The organism is Stenotrophomonas mori, assembly GCF_023556335.1.
GTDB lineage: Bacteria > Pseudomonadota > Gammaproteobacteria > Xanthomonadales > Xanthomonadaceae > Stenotrophomonas > Stenotrophomonas mori.
Genome location: NZ_JAIKTS010000002.1, coordinates 338,661 through 357,608, shown reverse-complemented (window position 1 = coordinate 357,608; position 18,948 = coordinate 338,661). Strand labels below are relative to the sequence as shown.

Genomic DNA, 18,948 nt, shown 5'->3' with positions numbered 1-18,948 from the left:
CTGGACTCCCTCAATCCCCCCCAACGCGCGGCGGTGCTGCACACCGAAGGCCCCCTGCTGGTGCTGGCCGGCGCCGGCAGCGGCAAGACCCGGGTGATCGTGGAGAAGATCGCGCACCTGATCGGCAGTGGCCGCTACAGCGCCCGCCGCATCGCCGCGATCACCTTCACCAACAAGTCGGCCCGCGAGATGCGCGAGCGCGTCGGCAAGCGCCTGCGCGGCGGCCAGGCCGACGAGGTGACGCTCTGCACCTTCCACGCGCTCGGCCTGAAATTCCTGCAGATCGAGCATGCGGCGGCGGGCCTGAAGCGCGGTTTCTCGATCTTCGACGCCGACGACGCGGCCGCGCAGGTCAAGGACCTGCTCGGCGGCAGCACTGCCAAGCCCGACGACATCGAGGACATGAAGAACCTGATCTCGCGGGCCAAGAACGCCGGCCTGTCGCCCGAGCAGGCGGCGGCGGCGGCGCGCAGCAGCCGCGAGAAGAACGCAGCCACCGTGTACGCGCTCTACCAGGCGCGCCTGACCGCCTTCAACGCGGTCGATTTCGATGACCTCATCCGCCTGCCGGTGCAGGTGCTGGAGGAGAATCCGGACACCGCCGCGGCCTGGCGCGAACGCATCGGCTACCTGCTGGTGGACGAGTGCCAGGACACCAACGACGCCCAGTACCGGCTGCTCCGGCAATTGGCCGGCGACCGCGGCAACTTCACCTGCGTGGGCGACGACGACCAATCGATCTACGCCTGGCGCGGGGCCAATCCCGAGAACCTGCAGCAGATGGGCCGCGACTACCCGGCGCTGGAGATCATCAAGCTGGAGCAGAACTACCGCTGCTCCAACCGCGTGCTGCGCGCGGCCAACGCGCTGATCGCGCACAACCCGCACGAGCACCTCAAGACGCTGTGGTCCGACCAGGCCGACGGCGAGCGCATCCGCGTGTGGGAGTGCCGCAACAGCGAGCACGAGGCGGAGAAGGTGGCGGCCGAGATCCAGTTCGTCGCCACCCGCCATGGCATCCCGTGGAGCGATTTCTGCATCCTGTTCCGCGGCAACTTCCAGAGCCGTCCGCTGGAAAAGGCACTGCAGATGGTCGGCGTGCCCTACCACCTGACCGGCGGCACGGTGTTCCTGGAACGCCAGGAAGTGAAGGACACCCTGGCCTGGCTGCGGCTGCTGGTGAATCCGGGCGACGACAGCGCCTTCATGCGCGCGGTGCAGGCGCCGCGCCGCGATGTCGGCGCGGGCACCCTGGCCAAGCTCGCCGAGCTGGCCTCGGAGAAGGGCATGTCGATGGCACAGGCCGCCGAGGCGATGGGTGCGCTGGCGCTGCTGACCCCGCGCGCGGCCAACAGCCTGAGCCGGTTCACCGACATCCTGCGCGCGCTGCGCATGGACATGCGGCAGCTGTCCTCCGGCGACCTGGTGCGGCGCGTGGCCAAGGACTCCGGCCTGCTGGCCGAACTGCGCAACCAGGCCAAGGACACCGCCGGCTACGAACGCCGTGCCGGCAACCTGGAGGAGCTGGCATCGTGGTTCGAGAACGGCCCGCGCGGCGCCAGCGCCGCGGACATGGCCGCGCAGCTGGCACTGATTTCGCGCAACGATGGCGACGAGGGCGGCAACCAGGTGCGGATGATGACCCTGCACGCCTCCAAGGGCTTGGAGTTCCCCTACGTGTTCATCGTCGGCTGCGAGGACGGCGTGCTGCCGCACCAGGTCAGCCTCGACGAAGGCCAGCTGCAGGAGGAGCGGCGCCTGCTGTATGTCGGCATCACCCGCGCCAAGACCCGGCTGTGGATGAGCTACAGCCGGCTGACGCGCAAGTTCGGCGAGCATGTCCGGCTCAAGCCCAGCCGTTTCTTCGACGAGCTGCCGACGGCCGAACTGCAGCGCGACGGCGCCGATCCGGTGGCCGATGCGGCGAACAAACAGGAGCGCGCCCAGGCGGGGCTGGCGGCGATCCAGGCGCTGTTCGACTAGGCACCTCCTCCGGTGCGTGCACCAGTCCGCTGGCGGGGCGAGGCTGCATGGCGGTGTGCGGGGGCGATGCGGGTCGAAACCGGACGGCCGCGGTCGCGTCTGCCGGGCGGCGACGAGGGCGATGCCGTGGCGTGCGGGAGCTGTTCAACGCGCCGGATGTCCATCGCTGCATCGGCGACCGCCGCCTCCGCACGCCGGAACAGGCACGGGACCGCCTCCGCAGCGGCCCGCCGGCGAGCTGCGAACGGCACGGTCATGGCCTGTACGTACTCGAGTGGCGCGGTGATGGAGCCTGGCTGGGCACGGCAGGGCCGGTGCGCCACGCCACACTGCTGCATCCCGACGTCGGCTATGCCCTGCCGGCCACGGTTGCGCGCGCGAGGCCATGCAGGCGGTGCTGCGCCATGCGCGGGACCTTCTGGGGGACGGGCACGCTGTGCGCAATCGTGACGCCGGACAACCGGCGCCCGCCCAGCCTTGCCGGAAAAGCCCGGGTTCCGGGCCGGCGGCATGACCCGCCTGCCGGGAAGGGACGAGGAAGTGCGGGCGCTCTCCAACGCGCCCGGCGACCCCGGATGAGAAGCGGGGGCATTGCCGGGACGGCTCCAGCGGGGCAGGGCCCCGCTCTACGGCGGTAACCGGCATCCGTAGCGCCGGGCATCGCCCGGCGGGGCTTTGTCGGGATGGCTCCAGCGGGGCACGGGCCCGCTCTACAGTGGTAACCGGCATCTGTAGCGCCGGGCACCGCCCGGCGGGGCTTTGCCGGGATGGCTCCAGCGGGGCCCGGCCCCGCTCTACGGCGGTAACCGGCATCTGTAGCGCCGGGCATCGCCCGGCGGGGCTTTGCCGGGAATGGCTCCAGCGGGGCAAGGCCCCGCTCTACGGCGGTAGCGGCGTCCGTGGTGCGGGGACGGGGCGTTGGCGTTTCCGGTGGAAGGCAGGCGGGGCATGGTCCGCATCCGCGATCGCGCGGGGGCTCAGCCGTTCACCTGGGCCTGCAGCTGCGCCAGCTGTTCCTGCAGCGCCGCCACGGCGGCTTCGAGCTGCTGCACGCGCGGTTCCAGCGCACTGGCGTCCGCGGCCGCACCGGACGGTGCCCGGTACTGCGCGGCCAGCGCCTCCATGTCCACCGGCCCGGCGAGCAGGTGCATGTAGCGGTCCTCGCGCTGTCCTGCGGCGCGCGGCAGCAGCACCGCGAGTTCGCGCTGGACCAGGCGGCCGAGCTGGTGCCGGAGGTCGTCGGCGTCGGCGAAGCGGGCCATGCGCTCGCCGCGCGTGGCCAGTTCGCCGGCGGTCTGGGGGCCGCGGAGCAGCAGCAGGCCCAGCAGCGCGACCTGCTGGCGCGGCAGGTCCAGCGTCGCCCCCAGCAGGTGCTCGTAGCGCTCGGCGCGCGCGGAATAGTGCTGGCGCGCCAGTCCCATCGCCTCCAGCTGGCGCAGCGCGTGCTGCACGTTGCCGGCATCCAGGTTCATCACCGGTTCGCGTGCGGTCTTCTGGTTGGCGGCGGTCTGGGCGGCGTTGACCGTCAGCGGATAGGCATCCGGCGTGGTCGCCTCCTTCTCGATCAGGCAGCCGAGTACCCGGGCCTGGGCTGCATCCAGGACGGGGGCGGGCGGAAAGGCGGGGGCGTCGGTCATCGTCGGCATCCGGTGGCGCGGGGGGCGCCAGCATAGCCGAGCGGCCTGCGGCGGGGGCCGCGGCGCCGGCGCGGGCAAGCCGTTAAACTGCGCGGGTTTTCGTGCTATCCGGACGCAATGCCCATGTCCCGACTTCCTGGTTTTTCCCTGCTGGCCGGCGCCGTGCTGTCGCTGGCCGCCTGCACCACCCCGCAGTCCCTGCTGCAGGGCGAGCGCGCGCCTGACGCCGCGGTACCGGTGGCCGCGGCCGCCAACGACAACCTGAATGCCGTGCTGTGGGTGCAGCGGTCGCAGGAGTACCGTGCCAACGCCCTGCAGACCTGGCGCGCGGCCGCCGCGCAGCTGGACCGTGCGCTGGCCGATCCCGGCTGGACCGCCCTGCTGCCCGAGGAAGGCGGCGACACGCAGGCGCCGGGCCTGAAGCCGGCGGTGGTGGTGGACGTGGACGAGACGGTGCTGGACAACTCGCCCTACCAGGCGCGGCTGGTGCGCGATGGCGGCAGCTACGACGACGTCTCCTGGGACGCCTGGGTGTCCGAGGGCAAGGCCGGTGCGGTGCCGGGCGCGGTCGCGTTCGCGCAGGCCGCGGCGGCCAAGGGCGTGACCCTGATCTACATCACCAACCGCACCGAACACATGAAGGCGGTGACGCTGGCGAACCTGCGCCGGCTGGGATTCCCGGTGGCCGGCGATGACGTCTATCTGGGCGTGGACAAGCATGTGCCGGGCTGTGCCCAGGAAGGCAGCGAGAAGGCCTGCCGCCGCCGCCTGGTGGCGCAGCAGTACCGCGTGCTGATGCAGGTCGGCGACCAGCTGGGCGATTTCGCGGCGATCAGCGCCAATACCCAGGCCGGCCGCGATGGCCTGCTGCAGGCGCACCAGGCCTGGTTCGGCCAGCGCTGGTGGATGCTGTCCAACCCGACCTACGGCGGCTGGGAAGCGGCGCAGTTCGACAATGCCTGGTCGCGCCCGGAAGCCGAGCGGCGTGCCGCCAAGCACGGTGCCCTGGACGTGGCGCAATGAGCCGAGGGCCCCTGCCGCTGGGTGCCGGCGAGCGCCTGATCTTCGCGCTGGACGTGCCCGACCGCGCGCAGGCGATCGCATGGGTGGAACGCCTCGGCGATGCCGTGTCGTTCTACAAGATCGGCATGGAGCTGCTGGCCTCCGGGGACTATTTCGCGGTCCTCGACGCCCTGGCGCAACGCGACAAGCGCGTGTTCGTGGACCTTAAATTCTTCGACATTCCCGCCACGATCGCCGGCGTTGTCCGCGGCTTGTCGCGCTGGCCGGTGAGCTACTGCACCATCCACGGCTGGCATCCGGCGATGATGGAGGCCGCGGCGGCGGCCAATGCGTCGGACATGCGCCTGCTGGCGGTGACCGTGCTGACCTCCATGGGCCGTCCCGACCTGGCACGGATGGGCATCGACCGCGCCCCGGTGGAGGTGGTGGTGGAGCGTGCGCTGGCCGCGCAGCGTGCCGGTATCGACGGGGTGATCGCTTCCGGCCAGGAGGCCGCTCCGATCCGGGCCGCCACCGGCGCCGGTTTTTCCATCGTCTGTCCGGGGATCCGCCCGGACGGCGGCGGTGGCGACGACCAGCAGCGCACGGTGGGCGTGGCCCGGGCATTCGCCGACGGCGCCGATGCCATCGTTGTCGGCCGGCCGATCCGGCTGGCCCCGGACCCGCGTGCCGCCGCACTGGAAATACAGCGCGAAATTTCGGATGCAATCGATAAAAATCAATCACTTGCATGATTATTCATGAAGTGTTGCATTAACTGACGGGGACGCGTAGGCTGTGCCCGTCCCGGCGATGCCGGCGATGTGTCACATGTCCCCGGCGCAGCCGGTTTGAGAGAGGTTCGCCTGCCGGCAACGGAGGGCGGCCTCTTTTTTTTGCGCCCGTCCAACCGGCCGCGGCGTTGCCGGGCACCGACCCGGAGCGGGGCCGCCACCTGCCCGTCCGCGCTTGCCGCTGTCACCTGACAGGCCGCAAGATGCCCCGGTTCCGGGGGAGGAAGGAGCAACGACGCCATGCAACGCCGTTCATCTTGCAGCCGTCCGGCTGCCGTATTCCTGTCCGTCTGCGCGGTGGCGGTGCTGGCCGTGGGCTGCCGCCGTTCGCAGGAGCCGCTGCCGGGCGCGGCCACCGAGCCGGCCGCCGCCGTGCGCGAGCTGGTCCAGCACCTGCAGCGCAACGACCTGGCCGCCTACGCCCGGGCGTCGGTGCCGCCGGGGCAGTACGCCGAACTGGAGGCCGCCTGGGCCCAGGGCCACAGCCGCTGGCCGCTGGACCAGTTGCCGCTGCACGACAAGCTGCCGGCGCTGCTGGGTGCCCTGGCCGCGCCGGAGGCCGAAGCCGGGCTGCAGCGGGCGTTCAAGGCGCAGATCGCCGGGCAGGCCGCGGCCGTGCGCCAGGCGGCGCATTCACTGGGGTTGTTCGGCGAGCAGTACATCGCCCAGCAGGGCGATTACGACGACGCCCAGCGTGCCCACTACGTGCAGCTGGTCAAGGCGCTCAGCGAATGGGCGCAGGCCGCGCCGTTGTCCGATCCCAAGCTGGCCCAGTCCACGGTCGCCACCCTGACCGCCGCTGCCCGGGCCACCGGCCTGCAGGACGACGGCGACTTCCAGGCGGCGGGCATGACCGGCAGCCTGACCCGCCTGCAGCCGTTCGCCGCCGCCGTCAAGCAGGTGCTGGCCGGCTACGGGTTGCCGCTGGACGACAGCATCGAACAGCTGCGCACCGGCCTGGTGAGCGAGCAGGGCGACCGCGCCACCGTGCAGGTGCAGTACCCGCTGGGGGCGCGCGAGATCGAGCTCCAGGTGGCGCTGGAGCGTCGCCAGGGGCAGTGGTACCTGGTCCGCACCCTGGCCGAGGTGGAGGCCGTGCTGGCCGCCGCGCGCGCGGCCTCGCCGCCGCCGGAGGACGCGCCGCCGCCCGCGGCCGGCGACGACGACGGCACGGGAAACCGGGTGGCGGCCGCTAAGCCATAATGTCGCCGATGTCGAAACCGAACTCCCGGCCCGAACAGGGCGAACTCCTGCCCCAGGGCGATGCCCGCTCCCCGATGCCACCGGCGCCGGGCGGCCGTCCTTCCGCGCGTCCCGGCCGGCGCCCGCTCTGGGCGCGCCTGCTCGGCCGGCTGGTGGAACCGTGGCTGGGGCTGAAGATCGAGCCCGAACAGCTGCCGCACGATCCCGCGCAGCCGGTGGTGTACGTGCTGGAAGGCTATGGCCTGTCCAACGCGCTGATCCTGGACAAGGCCTGCCGCGACGCCGGCCTGCCGTCGCCGCTGGTGCCGCTGCCCGGCGATCCCACCGGCCGCAAGCGCGCCTACGTCGCGCTGTCGCGGCGGTCCAGCAACAACGCGCTGATCCCCGAGCAGCGCGGTGCCCGCACCCACTCCGATTCGCTGGCGCGGCTGCTGCAGGCACACAGGGCCGATCCCGCGCTGGACGTGCAGCTGGTGCCGGTGTCGATCTTCGTCGGTCGCGCGCCGGACAAGCAGAGTGGCTGGTTCGCGGTGCTGTTCTCGGAAAACTGGGCGCTGGTCGGGCGTTTCCGCCGGCTGCTGGCGGTGCTGCTCAACGGTCGCGACAGCATCGTGCGCTTCGCCGCGCCGGTGTCGCTGCGGGCCACGGTGGACGAGGGCCTGGAGCCGGAGCGCACGGTGCGCAAGCTGCAGCGCGTGCTGCGCGCCCACTTCCGCCGCATCCGCGAATCGATCATCGGCCCCGACCTGTCCACCCGCCGCCTGCTGGTGGACAAGGTGCTGGACGCCGAGGGGGTACGCGAGGCGATCGCCGCGCAGGCCAAGCGCGACAACTCCAAGCCGGCCGATGCCTGGAAGAAGGCGCAGGGCTACGCCTGGGAGATCGCCGCCGACTACTCCAGCCCGGTGGTGCGCTCGGCCAGCTTCATGCTGACCCACGTCTGGAACCGCATCTACGCCGGCGTGCTGGTCCACCACCTGGACAAGTTCAAGCAGGCCGCGCCCGGGCACGAAGTGGTGTACGTGCCCAGCCACCGCAGCCACATGGACTACCTGCTGCTGAGCTACCTGCTGTACGACCGCGGCATCGTGCCGCCGCACATCGTGGCCGGCATCAACCTCAACCTGCCGGTGGTCGGCACCCTGCTGCGCAAGGGCGGCGCGTTCTTCATCCGCCGCTCGATCAAGGGCAATGCGCTGTATTCGGCGGTGCTCAGCGAGTACGTCGCGCAGCTGGTGGCCGGCGGCTATTCGATCGAGTACTTCGTCGAGGGCGGGCGCTCGCGCACCGGGCGCCTGCTGCAGCCCAAGGGCGGCATGATCTCGATGACCCTGCGCGCCTACCTGCGCCAGCCGCGCAAGCCGGTGCTGTTCCAGCCCATCTACATCGGCTACGAAAAGCTGATGGAAGGCGGCAGCTACCTGGACGAGCTGTCCGGCCGGCCGAAGGAAAGCGAGTCGATCTGGGCGCTGCTGTGGGGGATTCCCAAGGTGCTCAAGCAGAATTTCGGCCAGGTGGTGGTGAACTTCGGCGAGCCCATCGCACTCAACGACGTGCTGGCCGAGAAGGCCCCGGAGTGGAACGGCGAGCCGGTGAGCGAGGACGAGAAGCCGGCCTGGCTGTCGACCACCGTCGATACCCTGGCCGCGCAGATCCAGGTGCACATCAACGGCGCGGCCGACGTCAACCCGATCAACCTGCTGGCGCTGGCGCTGCTGTCCACGCCCAAGCACGCGATGGGCGAGTCCGACCTGATCGCGCAGATCGAGCTGTGCAAGAAGCTGCTGGTGGAGATGCCGTACTCGGACCGGGTCACGGTCACCCCGCATACCCCGGAGCGGATCATCGCCCACGCCGAGGAGATCAATGTCCTCACCCGGGTCAAGCACCCGCTCGGCGACGTGCTCAGCGTCAACGGCGACAACGCCGTGCTGCTCAGCTATTTCCGCAACAACGTGCTGCACCTGTTCACCGCGTCGTCGTGGGTGGCGTGCTGCTTCCAGAACAACCGCCGCATGAACCGCGCCAGCCTGCTGCGGCTGGGCCGCGGCCTGTACCCGTTCCTGCAGGCCGAACTGTTCCTGCCGTGGAGCGAGGACGAGTTCGCCGCGCGCATCGACCAGACCATCGACGTGTTCGTGCGCGAAGGGCTGCTGCAGCAGGTGGGCGAGGACGAGGGCGGGATGCTCGCGCGCAACACCGGGCAGACCGACGAGGTGTTCCGCCTGCGTGCCATCGGCCATTCGCTGCAGCAGGCGTTCGAGCGCTACTACATCGCCATCTCGGTGCTGGTGAAGAACGGTCCGGGCGTGCTGGGTGCGGCCGAACTGGAGAGCCTGTGCCAGCAGGCAGCGCAGCGCCTGAGCCTGCTCTATGCGCCGGCGGCGCCGGAATTCTTCGACCGCACCCTGTTCCGCGGTTTCATCCAGAAGATGCGCCAGCTGCGCCTGGTGTGGCCGGACGAGAACAGCAAGCTGCTGTTCGACGAACGCCTGGATGCCTGGGCCAAGGACGCCAAGTTCATCCTCGGCCGCGAGCTGCGGCACACCATCGAACGCGTCAGCCCGGAAGCGGTGAAGCCGGAGGCGCCGGCGGCGGGCTGAACCGCCGCCCGGAACGCTGCCGTGCCGGCAGCGCCGGCGGCACGCTTGGCCCGGTGCCGGGGACGCCACCGCCGACGCGCCGCATCCGGACGCCTGCCCAGGCGCGGAGGACTGCGGACCGCCCGCGCGTGCCGGCTCCGGAGCCCGTGGCAACCCTGGTGTCGGCTGCGGCGGTCCGGCTGCCCCGATGCCGGTGCGCTGCCCGCGGGCGGCCGCGGAACCGCGACGGCCTCAGGCCGGCTCGTCGGGAATCAGCAGGCTCTCCAGGCGGGTGATGCCGTCCTTGAGCTGCAGCTTGCGCCGCTTCAGGCGCTTGGCTTCCAGTTCGTCGTCCGGGTTGGCGGCCAGGCCGGCGATGCGCGCATCCAGCGCGGTGCTCGGCCCGCAGTTCGGCGATGCGCTGGTGCAGGTCGGCGGCGGGCGGCAGTGTGGACATGCCGCCAGCTTAGCGCCTCAGTGTGGCCAGTTCACGTACACCGGATTGCCCAGCATCAGCAGGCGTCCGTCGTCGCCGCGCACGTCCACCCGCAGCCAGTGGCGCTCGCCGTCGGCCTGCCAGCGCAGGCGTGCCCGGCGGCTGCCGTCCGCGTCCCGCGCCATCGCCGCGGGCTGGCGCCGGCCATCGACGATGAACTCCAGCCGCGCCGGATCCGGGTAGTCGAGTTCGGCCTCCAGCGTCGCCCACTGCCCGGCCTGCAGGGCCAGTGCCTGGCCCATGGCGGCGCGGCGGCCGTCGTCGGCCTGCAGCGACAGGTCCAGCCGGCTGCCGGCGACATTGGCCACGTCCACCACCACCCGGCCCTGGCGGATCGCCGCCAGGATCGCCTCGCGCGACAGTGCCTGGGCGTGCACCAGGGTGGCGGGCAGGCCGACCGGCGTGGTGCCGCCGTCGGCATCGGGATTGTGGCTGTCGCTGCCGCCGATGGCGGTCAGGCGCCGGCCCTGCTGCAGCTGCCGTTCCCAGAACCCGACGCCGGCGCGCGGGCCGTCGGCCTGGCCGGCGTTGACCACTTCCACGGCGGCGACGGCACCCATGTCCACCGGTGTCGCCGGCGTCCAGCCGCAGCCCATGCAGTCCTCGCCGGACGGCAGCGCCGGGTGGTTGATCGACAGCAGCGCGCCGCTGTCGTTGACCTGGCGCAGCAGCGGGTTCCAGTCGGGCAGGGTGTCGCCCAGCCGGAACGGCAGCGGGCCGTTCACGCCGAACACGTTGGCATGGCCCTGGAAGGTGGTCACCTCCATGCCGGGGATCAACAGCAGGCGGTCGAACCAGGGCTGGTGGCGCGCCAGCTCCTCCAGGTGCGAGACGGTGTTGTGCTCGGTGACGGCGACGAAGTCCAGGCCTTGGCGGACCGCCGCCTGCAGGCTGAGGAACAGCGGGCAGGGCACCTTGGCGCCCTGCTGGCTGCTGCAGCTGCCGTCGCTGTGGGTGCTGTGCATGTGCAGGTCGCCGCGGTACCAGCCCGCGGTGTCGCGCAGCACCAGCGGCGCCCGGTCCCGGCCGGCCTGCACGTCGGCCTCGTCCCAGAGGGTCACTTCGACGCGGTAGGGCGTCCGCACGGTGGCGCGGATGTTGGGAATGCCCAGCAGCACCTTCCAGCGGCCCGCCGGCAACGCGCCGGGCAGGTAGCCGCCACTGGCGTCGTAGCGCGATACGCTGATCGACCGCCGCGCGCCGCCGCTCCAGCCACGGAAGCCATGCGCGTCCAGCAGGCCCAGGTCGATGACGGTGCGTTCGCCGTCGCCGGCATGCTGCAGCGCGACCTCGACCCGGGCGGTGCCGGCCGGCACCTCGAAGGGCAGCTCCCGGTAGCGTTGATGGTCCGCGCCGGTCAGCGTGCCCTGCAGCTGCAGGGTCTGCGCGGCCTCGGCGCCGGTGCTGGCGGCCAGCGCCGCCAGCAGTGCGGGAAGCAGGGCGCGCATCAGAACCGGTACATCACGGCCAGGCGATAGTTGCGGCCCAGCAGCGGGCGCGCGATGAAGGCGTTGGCGCCGGCATCGCTGCTGGCCAGCTCGCCGGCGCGCGGGTTGCCCTCGGTCAGCCCCAGCGAGTTGGTGACGTTGTCGATGTAGCCGTAGATCGAGAAACGGTCGGTCAGCTCGTAGCGCGCGCTCAGGTTGAGCAGCTCGTAGGACGGCAGCCGCACCGAGTTGGCGGTGTCCACGTAGCGCGCGCCCTGGTGCTCGGCGGCGGCCTGCAGGCGCAGGCGCTGGTCGAGCAGGTTGACCCCGGCCACCACGCGCGCGCCCAGCTCCGGTACCCGGATCAGCTGGTTGCCGACGAAGTCGCGCAGCACCGGTGCGCCGTTGACCAGCTCGCTGTAGCGCAGGTCGCGGTACTGGGCGTCCTGCCAGGTGGCATTGACCCGCAGGTCGAACCAGTCGCTGGGGTACCAAGCGGTCTCCAGCTCCAGGCCGAAGGTGCGGGTGCTGGCATAGCCGGCTTCGCGGGTGGACACGCCGGTGTCGGGATTGAAGCGGTAGTTGCTGAAGCCGACGTTGTCGTACTTGGTGTAGAACGCGGTGGCGTAGGCGCTGAACACCGGGTTGGCGAACTTGAAGCCGACCTCGGCCAGGTCCATGGTCTGGGTGTCGGCGGCCTTGCCGTTGGCCGCGGCGCAGGCGGCCACGGTCTCGGCCGAGGTCGCGTCGCAGTTGTCGTTGCGGGTGATGTAGTTGCCCAGGCTGGGCAGGCGGAAGGCCGAGGTCCAGCGGCCGAACAGGCCCATGCTGTCGTTGAACTGCCAGTTGGCGCCGATCGACCAGCCCAGGTCGTCCGAGCTCAGGTCGTGGTTCACGTACAGGCCCGAGCCGGTCAGCATCTGCGAGGTGGCCAGGGTGCCGCCGTCGACGCTGCGGCGCACCTCGTTCCAGCCGCTGCTGCTGGCCTTCTCCCAGCGCAGGCCGCTGTCGATGCGCAGCTGGTCGTTCAGCTGCCACTCGTCGCTGATGTAGAAGGCGTGGGTCTTCTGTTCGCCGGAGGCGTTGTTCCATTCATAGCCGTAGCGCCACACGCCGTTGTCGCTGAGCGTCTCCAGCACCTGGCCATTGGCGTCCAGCGCCACCAGGTCGAGCAGGCCGGCATTGTGGGTCGCATCCATCAGCACCGAGGAGGAATAGCGGGTGTAGTCCTCCTTGGTCGAGGCCATGTAGTAGCCCAGGGTCAGGTTGTGCTGCTGGCTGCCCAGGTCGAAGCTGCGCATCAGCCGGGTGTCGCTGACGAACTCGCGCACCGGGATGTCCAGCCCGCGCAGGCCGCCGACCACCAGCAGGCCGTTGCCGTTCTGGTGGGCGGTGTCGAAGCCGCCGCTGCCGTTGACGTAGCGCAGGCCCAGCGCGGTGGCGCCCGGTACCGAGGCCAGCAGGCCCTGCTGGCCGTCCAGGAAGGTGGCGGCGGGCGCCAGCGAGTTCGGGAACACGCCGTTGCGGATGGTGTCGGTCTTGCTGAAGCGGGCCGACTGCGCCAGCTCCCAGCCGGCGCCCAGTTCGGTTTCCAGCTTCAGGGTCAGCTGGTCGCGCTTGACGTGGGTGCCCTCGGCGTTGTCGAAGTCCCAGCCGCGGCCGTCGGCGGTCTTCATCGACAGGTGGCGGGTCTCCGGGCCGGCCAGGGTGCCGTGGTTGCCGTCGAAGCCCGGCACCGCGCGGATGTCGCCGTTGCCGTTGGTGTACATCGGGATGCCCAGGTACAGCGCGACCCGGTCGTCCAGGTGCTTGGCGTCGATGCTGAAACGGCCACCCTCGAATTCCTTGGCCAGGTTGAGGCGGAACTGGCCGCCGTCGTTGCTGTTGAAGCCGGGGTCGCGCACGCCGTCCTCGACCCGATAGAAGCCGCCCAGCAGCAGCTTCCAGCCGTTGCCCAGCGGGCTGCCGTAGGCGAAGTCCAGGCGGTTCAGGCCGCTGTCGCCGACGGTGTACTTGAACACGCCGCTGGCGTCCTCGCCGACCTGGCGCGGGATGAAGTTGATCGCGCCGGCCGGGGCGTTGGAGTACATCACCGAGGCCGGGCCGCCGCGCACCACTTCGATGCGCTCGATGGTCTCGTCCAGGCGGAACGCCTGGTCGCCGTTGAGGTAGCCCAGCGCCGGGTCGTGCACCACCGGGATGCCGTCTTCCAGCAGGGTCACCGACCCGAAACCGTCGACCGGGATGCCGCGCGCGCGGATGTTGCCGCTGGCCTCGCCACCGGATGCCTCGACCCAGAAGCCCGGCACCGATTTCAATGCCTCGGTGACGCTGGTGGGCGCCTGCATGCGCAGCTGTTCTTCCTCGATGGTGGTGATCGAGTAGCTGGTCTCGGCCTTGGTGCGCACGCCGGTGCCGCTGCGGCCGGTGACGACCACCGTATCCAGGTCCTTGGCGGAGGCGGGTGTGGAGGCGGCGGCCTCGTCGGCCGAGGCCGTGGCGGGAACGAGGGCGGACAGCAGGAGCGCGTGGAACACGGCGCAGGCAAGACGGTTGTGGAGCACGGTGCGGCCTGTTGCGTGGCGGAGGGGACCGGCATGCTGTCATCGCGCCGTGACGGGCCGATGACGCTTTGTTGAAACCGCCGCGGCGTCGCTGGCCGACAGGCCAGCCGGTAGAATGCGGGCGATGAACGCCGTCATTTCCCTGCCCGATCCCGCGCCGCGCGCGCGCGATCCGCGCCCGGCCGGGCGCGACCACCACAAGCTGGCCAAGCGCCTGCGCCGCCAGGTCGGCCAGGCCATCGCCGACTTCGGCATGATCGAGGCCGGCGACAAGGTCATGGTCTGCCTGTCCGGTGGCAAGGACAGCTACACCCTGCTGGACATCCTGCTGCAGCTGCGCAGGAAGGCGCCGGTGCCGTTCGAGCTGGTGGCGGTGAACCTGGACCAGAAGCAGCCGGGGTTCCCCGAGCACGTGCTGCCGGAGTACCTGGCCGGGCTCGGCGTGGCGTACCAGATCATCGAACAGGACACCTATTCGGTGGTCAGCCGGGTGATCCCGGAAGGCAAGACCCTGTGTTCGCTGTGCTCGCGGCTGCGCCGCGGCGCGCTGTACAACCATGCGGAGGCCAACGGCTTCACCAAGATCGCGCTGGGCCACCACCGCGACGACAGGGTGGCCACGTTCTTCATGAACCTGTTCCACCACGCCAAGGTCGCCGGCATGCCGCCGAAGCTGCGCAGCGACGACGGCAGGCACGTGGTGATCCGCCCGCTGGCCTATGTGCGCGAGAGCGACATCATCGACTACGCAGCCGCGCGGCAGTACCCGATCATTCCCTGCAACCTGTGTGGCAGTCAGGAAAACCTGCAGCGCAGGCAGGTCGGACTGATGATGCAGCAGTGGGAAAAAGACCATCCCGGCCGCATCGAGCAGATCGCGCGCGCGCTGGGCGACATCCGTCCCTCGCAGATGGCCGACCCGTCGCTGTTCGACTTCAGGGCGCTGGGCCGGCGCGCCGACGCGCCGCTGCCCGACCTGCACGCCTGGCTGGGCGGCGACGGGCCGGCCGTGCCGGCCGCGGCGCATCCGCCCGGTGCCGGGGCGGACTGAATGAGGCCGCAGGCCACCCGTCGGCGGGTGGCGATGCGGTACCGTGGTCGTGGCGCGCCGCCCGTGCCCCGCCGCCCGGCCGCGCCGCGGTCCGCGGCGCCACCGCCCACCCCGCCTTCCGGGCGTTCCGGCCGCAGCGCCGGACCCCACCGCCGATCGCCTTCCGAAGGGCGACCGGCCCACCCATCCGTTCCTTTACCGGTCATGCCATGTTCTTCAAGAATCTCACCCTGTTCCGCTTTCCCACGTCGGTCGATTTCGCCGAGGTCGATACCCTGCTGCCCGAGGCCGTGCTCAAGCCGGTCGGCGCGCTGGAAATGAGCTCGCGCGGTTTCATCTCGCCCTTCGGGCGCGAGGAGAAGGCCCAGTTCTCGCACCGTATCGGCGACGCCCTGTGGCTGACCGTCGGCGGCGAAGAGAAGATCCTGCCCGGCGCGGTGGTCAACGACCTGCTGGCGCGCAAGCTGGAGGAGATCGAGGAGAAGGAAGGCCGCAAGCCCGGCGGCCGCGAACGCAAGCGGATGAAGGACGAGCTGCTGCATGAACTGCTGCCGCGCGCCTTCGTCAAGAGCTCGCGCACCGACGCCTTCCTCGACCTGCAGCACGGCTACGTGGCGGTGGACAGCTCCAGCCGCAAGACCGGCGAGAACGTGATGAGCGACATCCGCGGATTGCTGGGCAGCTTCCCGGCGATGCCGCTGAACGCCGAGGTCGCGCCACGCGCGATCCTGACCGCGTGGATCGCCGGCGAACCGCTGCCCGAGGGCCTGAGCCTGGGCGAGGAATGCGAGATGAAGGACCCGGTGGAGGGAGGCGCGGTGGTCAAGTGCCAGCACCAGGAACTGCGCTGCGACGAGATCGACAAGCACCTGGACGCCGGCAAGCAGGTCACCAAGCTGGCGCTGGTGTTCGAGGACAACCTGTCCTTCGTGCTCGGCGACGACCTGATCGTGCGCAAGCTCAAGTTCCTCGACGGCGCATTGGACCAGCTCGAACACATCGACGAGGACGGCCGCCGCGCCGAACTGGATGCGCGCTTCGCGCTGCAGAGCGGTGAGATCCGACGGTTGTTCCTGCTGCTCGAGCAGGCCTTCAAGCTGAGCAAGGCCGACAGCTGAACCAGGAATTGCCTGACCCGGATCGCGCGCGGCGCAGGGACTATGCTGGTGCCATGCAGCGTCTCTTCCGTCGCCCGTCCGCTCCCGCCACGCCGGTGATCCAGCGCGATACCGTGCGCCTGCGCCTGGACGGAGCCGAAATCGACGTGCTGCGCGTGCGCGATCCGCGTGCGCGCCGGCTCAAGCTCAGCGTCGACGAGCGGGGCGCACGGCTGACCTTGCCGCTGCGCGCGAGCCTGGCTGCCGGCGAGCGCTTCCTGCACGCCAACCGGCAATGGCTGCAGCAGCAGCTCGCGCACTTCGACGGCGACGGCCTGCTGGCGCCGCCGCTGGTGCCGCAGCAGCCGGGCGCGCTGCCGCTGCGCGGTGCGCTGCTGCCGGTACGCTGGCAGGACGGCCGCTTCACCCGCATCGACGTGGATGCCGGCGGCGCCTGCATCCAGCTGTCCGCGCGTGCCGGCGACGCCTCGCTGCGGCGGGTGCTGCGCGAGTTCTACGAGGCGCAGATGCGGGCCGACATCGGCCGCTGGCTGCCCGGCTACCTCCCGGGGCTGCCGCGCGCGCCGGCGCGGCTGCGGCTGAAGGTGATGTCCTCGCAGTGGGGATCGCTGGCGCCGGACGGCGCGCTGGCGCTGGACCTGGCATTGGCGCTGGCCCGCCCGCCGGCATTCGAGTACGTGCTGGTGCACGAGCTCTGCCACCTGCTGCAGGCCAATCATTCCCCGGCCTTCTGGGCCGAGGTGGAAGCGCGTTTCCCGCACTGGCGGCAGGAGCGCGACTACCTGCGCGAGGAAGGCCGGCGGCTCAAGGCGACCCTGCGACAGCTGCTGCAGCCCTGAGCGGGCGCACCGCCCGTCGCCCTGCTCCGCGGGCGCCTTCCTGCGGCCCCGCCGAGCGCCCGCGCAGGCAATGGCGCGCTGCCCGCTCCGCTCCCGTCGCCTGCATGCCGATCCCCCTGTAGCGCGGGGCCCTGCCCCGCTGGCGCCGTCCCGTGACGCCCCATCCGCCCTCCCCGGGAGGTCTGCTCTGGGGCGGAAGCGTCTCCCGCCACGCGCGCCGGGTGCGGCCATGCACCGGCGCCCGGGAGGCTGTGGAGCGTTCCGGGGAGCTACAGCGCCGGCAGGAAGCCGCGGATCAGCGCCGCCACGGCATCGGCCTGGTCCATGTGCAGGTGGTGGCCGCCGGGCAGGGTGTGCAGGCGGCCGTGGCGCAACCGCGCCGCGCGCTGGCTGCGTTCCGGTTCCGGGAAATACGCCTGTGCCGGCGTGGCGTAGATCACCTGCGCCGGGCAGGTGATGGCGTCGAGCACATCGAGCACCTGTGCCTCGGTCATGCGCACCGCGGTCGGCAGCATCAACCGGGGGTCGCTGGACCAGCTCCAGCCCCCCTCGACCGCGCGCACGCCGCGCTCGACCAGCAGCCGCGCCGAAGCCTCGTCGAGCTGGTTGGCCTGCATGCGCGCACGCACCGGGGCGGCGAGGTCGTTGAACACCCGCAGCTGCTTGCCGCCGGCGGCGGCCAGGGCCGCCACATGCGCGCGCAACCGGGAAACGGTTTCCGTGGCCGGTGCCGCCAGTCCACCGAGGGCTTCGATGGCGATCAGCCCCTGGATCCGCTGCGGGGCCACCGCGGCCACCAGGCTGGCGATGCCGGCACCCATCGAATGGCCCAGCAGCACGCACCGCTCCCAGTCGAGCGCGTCCATGATGGCCAGGACCTGCGCGACCGCCTGCGGCAGCGCATAGGACGCGCCGGCGGGCAGGTGCGCGCTCAGGCCGTGCCCGGGCAGGTCGACCAGCGCCCAGTCCGGCTCCGGCAGTGCCGCGGCCAGCGGCAGGAAGCTGGCGGCATTGTCCAGCCAGCCGTGCAGGGCCAGCACCGGCAGCCCGCCGCGGGTGCCGGCACGCATCCCGGCCACCCGCAGCCCGCCCGCGTCCAGCACGAACGGCGTGGTCACGCCGGGTGCGCCGCGGCCAGCGCGGCCAGTGCGCGGGCGTGGGCCGGCGTGTCGTTCAGGCAGGGGATGTAGCGCAGGGCCGCGCCGCGTTCGGCGACCGTCGCCGCGAAGCCCATCGCCACTTCCTCCAGTGTTTCCAGGCAGTCGGTGGCGAACCCGGGGCAGACCACGTCGAGGGTCTTCGCGCCGCCCTCGGCCAGCGCCCACAGGGTGGGCTCGGCATACGGCTGCAGCCAGCGTTCGCGCCCGAAGCGCGACTGGTAGGTCAGCCGCCAGGCGCTCTCGTCCAGCTCCAGCGCGGCGGCGATGGCCCGCGCGCTGGCCTCGCAGCGCCGCGGATAGGGGTCGCCGGCGTCGGCCAGGCGCTGCGGGATGCCGTGGAAGGAGAACACCAGGACCTCGCCACGGCCATGCCGCTGCCAGTGGTCGCGGATCGTGTCGGCCACCGCCGCAACCCAGTGCGGATCGTCGGCGTAGTCGCGTACGGTGTGCACGGCCACCCCGGGGTGGCGTCCGGACCACTGCCGCACCTGGTCCTCGACCGAGGCGGTGGTGGTGGTGGAGTACTGCGGATACAGCGGCAGCACCACGATGCGCCGGGCGCCGTCCCCGGCGAGCGCATCCAGTGCCGGCAGCAGTGCCGGCTGCCCGTAGCGCATGGCCTCGCGCACCTGCCACTGCGGCAGTTCGCGGGCGATGTTCGCGACCAGCCGCCGGGTATGGATCGCCAGCGGCGAGCCTTCCGGCAGCCATACCTGCGCGTACTTCTGCGCCGAACGGCCGCTGCGCAACGGCAGGATCAGTCCGTGCAGCAGGGGTTTCCAGAGCAGCGGCGGGATCGAGACCACGCGGGGATCGCCGAGGAACTCGGCCAGATAACGCCGCACCGCGCCGGCGGTGGGTGTCTCGGGCGTGCCTAGGTTGACCGCGAGCAGGGCGGTGGGTGCGTCGGACATGGCGCCATTCTCGCAGGTGCGGGCCGGGGTGAGAATCCGCGCCGTCGTCGCCGCGGCCGGCGGACGCCGGCCGGCGGCACCGGTACGCGGTGTTCCGGTGCCGTGCGGCGTTTCCACCACGTTCATCGCGCCGCTTCTAATTTGCCGAGCTTGCCGTATCTTTCCGTGCATCGACCTG

Annotated in this window: 13 protein-coding genes and 1 pseudogene; 8 read left to right on the top strand and 6 right to left on the bottom strand. The window is 71.4% G+C overall.

The window, feature by feature from the left end; genetic code table 11:
- On the top strand, positions 1–1,983 hold the full coding sequence (locus K5L01_RS09090) for a UvrD-helicase domain-containing protein (protein WP_250064161.1): 1,983 nt from the start codon (positions 1–3) through the stop codon (positions 1,981–1,983).
- A gap of 977 nt (positions 1,984–2,960) precedes the next feature.
- Here the strand turns inward: K5L01_RS09090 and K5L01_RS09085 are convergent.
- Positions 2,961–3,620, bottom strand: a complete 660-nt coding sequence (locus tag K5L01_RS09085) for a YceH family protein (protein ID WP_250064054.1) — start codon at positions 3,618–3,620, stop codon at positions 2,961–2,963.
- 117 nt (positions 3,621–3,737) lie between these two features.
- On the opposite strand from K5L01_RS09085, the gene K5L01_RS09080 reads away from it, so the two are divergent.
- The 4 genes from K5L01_RS09080 to plsB all read left to right on the top strand — a co-directional run bounded on the left by K5L01_RS09080 (position 3,738) and on the right by plsB (position 9,222).
- On the top strand, positions 3,738–4,643 hold the full coding sequence (locus K5L01_RS09080) for a 5'-nucleotidase, lipoprotein e(P4) family (RefSeq protein ID WP_250064053.1): 906 nt from the start codon (positions 3,738–3,740) through the stop codon (positions 4,641–4,643).
- Positions 4,640–5,377, top strand: coding sequence for an orotidine-5'-phosphate decarboxylase (gene pyrF, locus K5L01_RS09075; protein WP_250064052.1), 738 nt, complete (start codon positions 4,640–4,642; stop codon positions 5,375–5,377). The genes K5L01_RS09080 and pyrF overlap by 4 nt, the downstream gene beginning before the upstream one ends.
- A gap of 279 nt (positions 5,378–5,656) precedes the next feature.
- The gene (locus K5L01_RS09070; protein ID WP_250064051.1) at positions 5,657–6,619 is read left to right on the top strand and encodes a hypothetical protein; all 963 of its coding nucleotides are present in this window, start codon (positions 5,657–5,659) and stop codon (positions 6,617–6,619) included.
- A gap of 8 nt (positions 6,620–6,627) precedes the next feature.
- Positions 6,628–9,222 carry a glycerol-3-phosphate 1-O-acyltransferase PlsB gene (gene plsB, locus K5L01_RS09065; protein ID WP_250064050.1) on the top strand — a complete coding sequence of 865 codons (2,595 nt, stop codon included), beginning with the start codon at positions 6,628–6,630 and terminating at the stop codon, positions 9,220–9,222.
- Positions 9,223–9,453: 231 nt separating this feature from the next.
- Here plsB and K5L01_RS09060 read toward each other — a convergent pair.
- The 3 genes and pseudogenes from K5L01_RS09060 to K5L01_RS09050 all read right to left on the bottom strand — a co-directional run bounded on the left by K5L01_RS09060 (position 9,454) and on the right by K5L01_RS09050 (position 13,688).
- Positions 9,454–9,658 (bottom strand): annotated as a pseudogene (locus K5L01_RS09060) (YdcH family protein).
- 17 nt (positions 9,659–9,675) lie between these two features.
- Positions 9,676–11,145 carry a CehA/McbA family metallohydrolase gene (locus K5L01_RS09055; RefSeq protein ID WP_250064049.1) on the bottom strand — a complete coding sequence of 490 codons (1,470 nt, stop codon included), beginning with the start codon at positions 11,143–11,145 and terminating at the stop codon, positions 9,676–9,678.
- Positions 11,145–13,688, bottom strand: a complete 2,544-nt coding sequence (locus tag K5L01_RS09050; protein ID WP_250064047.1) for a TonB-dependent receptor — start codon at positions 13,686–13,688, stop codon at positions 11,145–11,147. The genes K5L01_RS09055 and K5L01_RS09050 overlap by 1 nt, the downstream gene beginning before the upstream one ends.
- A gap of 124 nt (positions 13,689–13,812) precedes the next feature.
- Here K5L01_RS09050 and ttcA point away from each other — a divergent pair, with 124 nt between their 5' ends.
- The 3 genes from ttcA to K5L01_RS09035 all read left to right on the top strand — a co-directional run bounded on the left by ttcA (position 13,813) and on the right by K5L01_RS09035 (position 16,696).
- A complete protein-coding gene (gene ttcA / locus K5L01_RS09045) occupies positions 13,813–14,739 on the top strand; it encodes a tRNA 2-thiocytidine(32) synthetase TtcA (protein ID WP_250064045.1) in 927 nt (308 codons plus the stop codon).
- A gap of 209 nt (positions 14,740–14,948) precedes the next feature.
- Positions 14,949–15,857 (top strand): recombination-associated protein RdgC, encoded by a 909-nt coding sequence (locus K5L01_RS09040; protein WP_250064043.1) that lies wholly within the window; start codon positions 14,949–14,951, stop codon positions 15,855–15,857.
- A 53-nt stretch (positions 15,858–15,910) separates the two neighbouring features.
- On the top strand, positions 15,911–16,696 hold the full coding sequence (locus K5L01_RS09035) for a M48 family metallopeptidase (protein ID WP_250064041.1): 786 nt from the start codon (positions 15,911–15,913) through the stop codon (positions 16,694–16,696).
- Between the two features lie 269 nt (positions 16,697–16,965).
- On the opposite strand, the gene K5L01_RS09030 is transcribed toward K5L01_RS09035, so the two are convergent.
- Together K5L01_RS09030 and hemH are read right to left on the bottom strand one after the other, a co-directional pair.
- Complete coding sequence (locus K5L01_RS09030) at positions 16,966–17,766, bottom strand: alpha/beta fold hydrolase (RefSeq protein WP_250064160.1); 801 nt, start codon at positions 17,764–17,766, stop codon at positions 16,966–16,968.
- 44 nt (positions 17,767–17,810) lie between these two features.
- Positions 17,811–18,770, bottom strand: a complete 960-nt coding sequence (hemH, locus tag K5L01_RS09025) for a ferrochelatase (RefSeq protein ID WP_250064039.1) — start codon at positions 18,768–18,770, stop codon at positions 17,811–17,813.
- Positions 18,771–18,948: the final 178 nt, after the last annotated feature.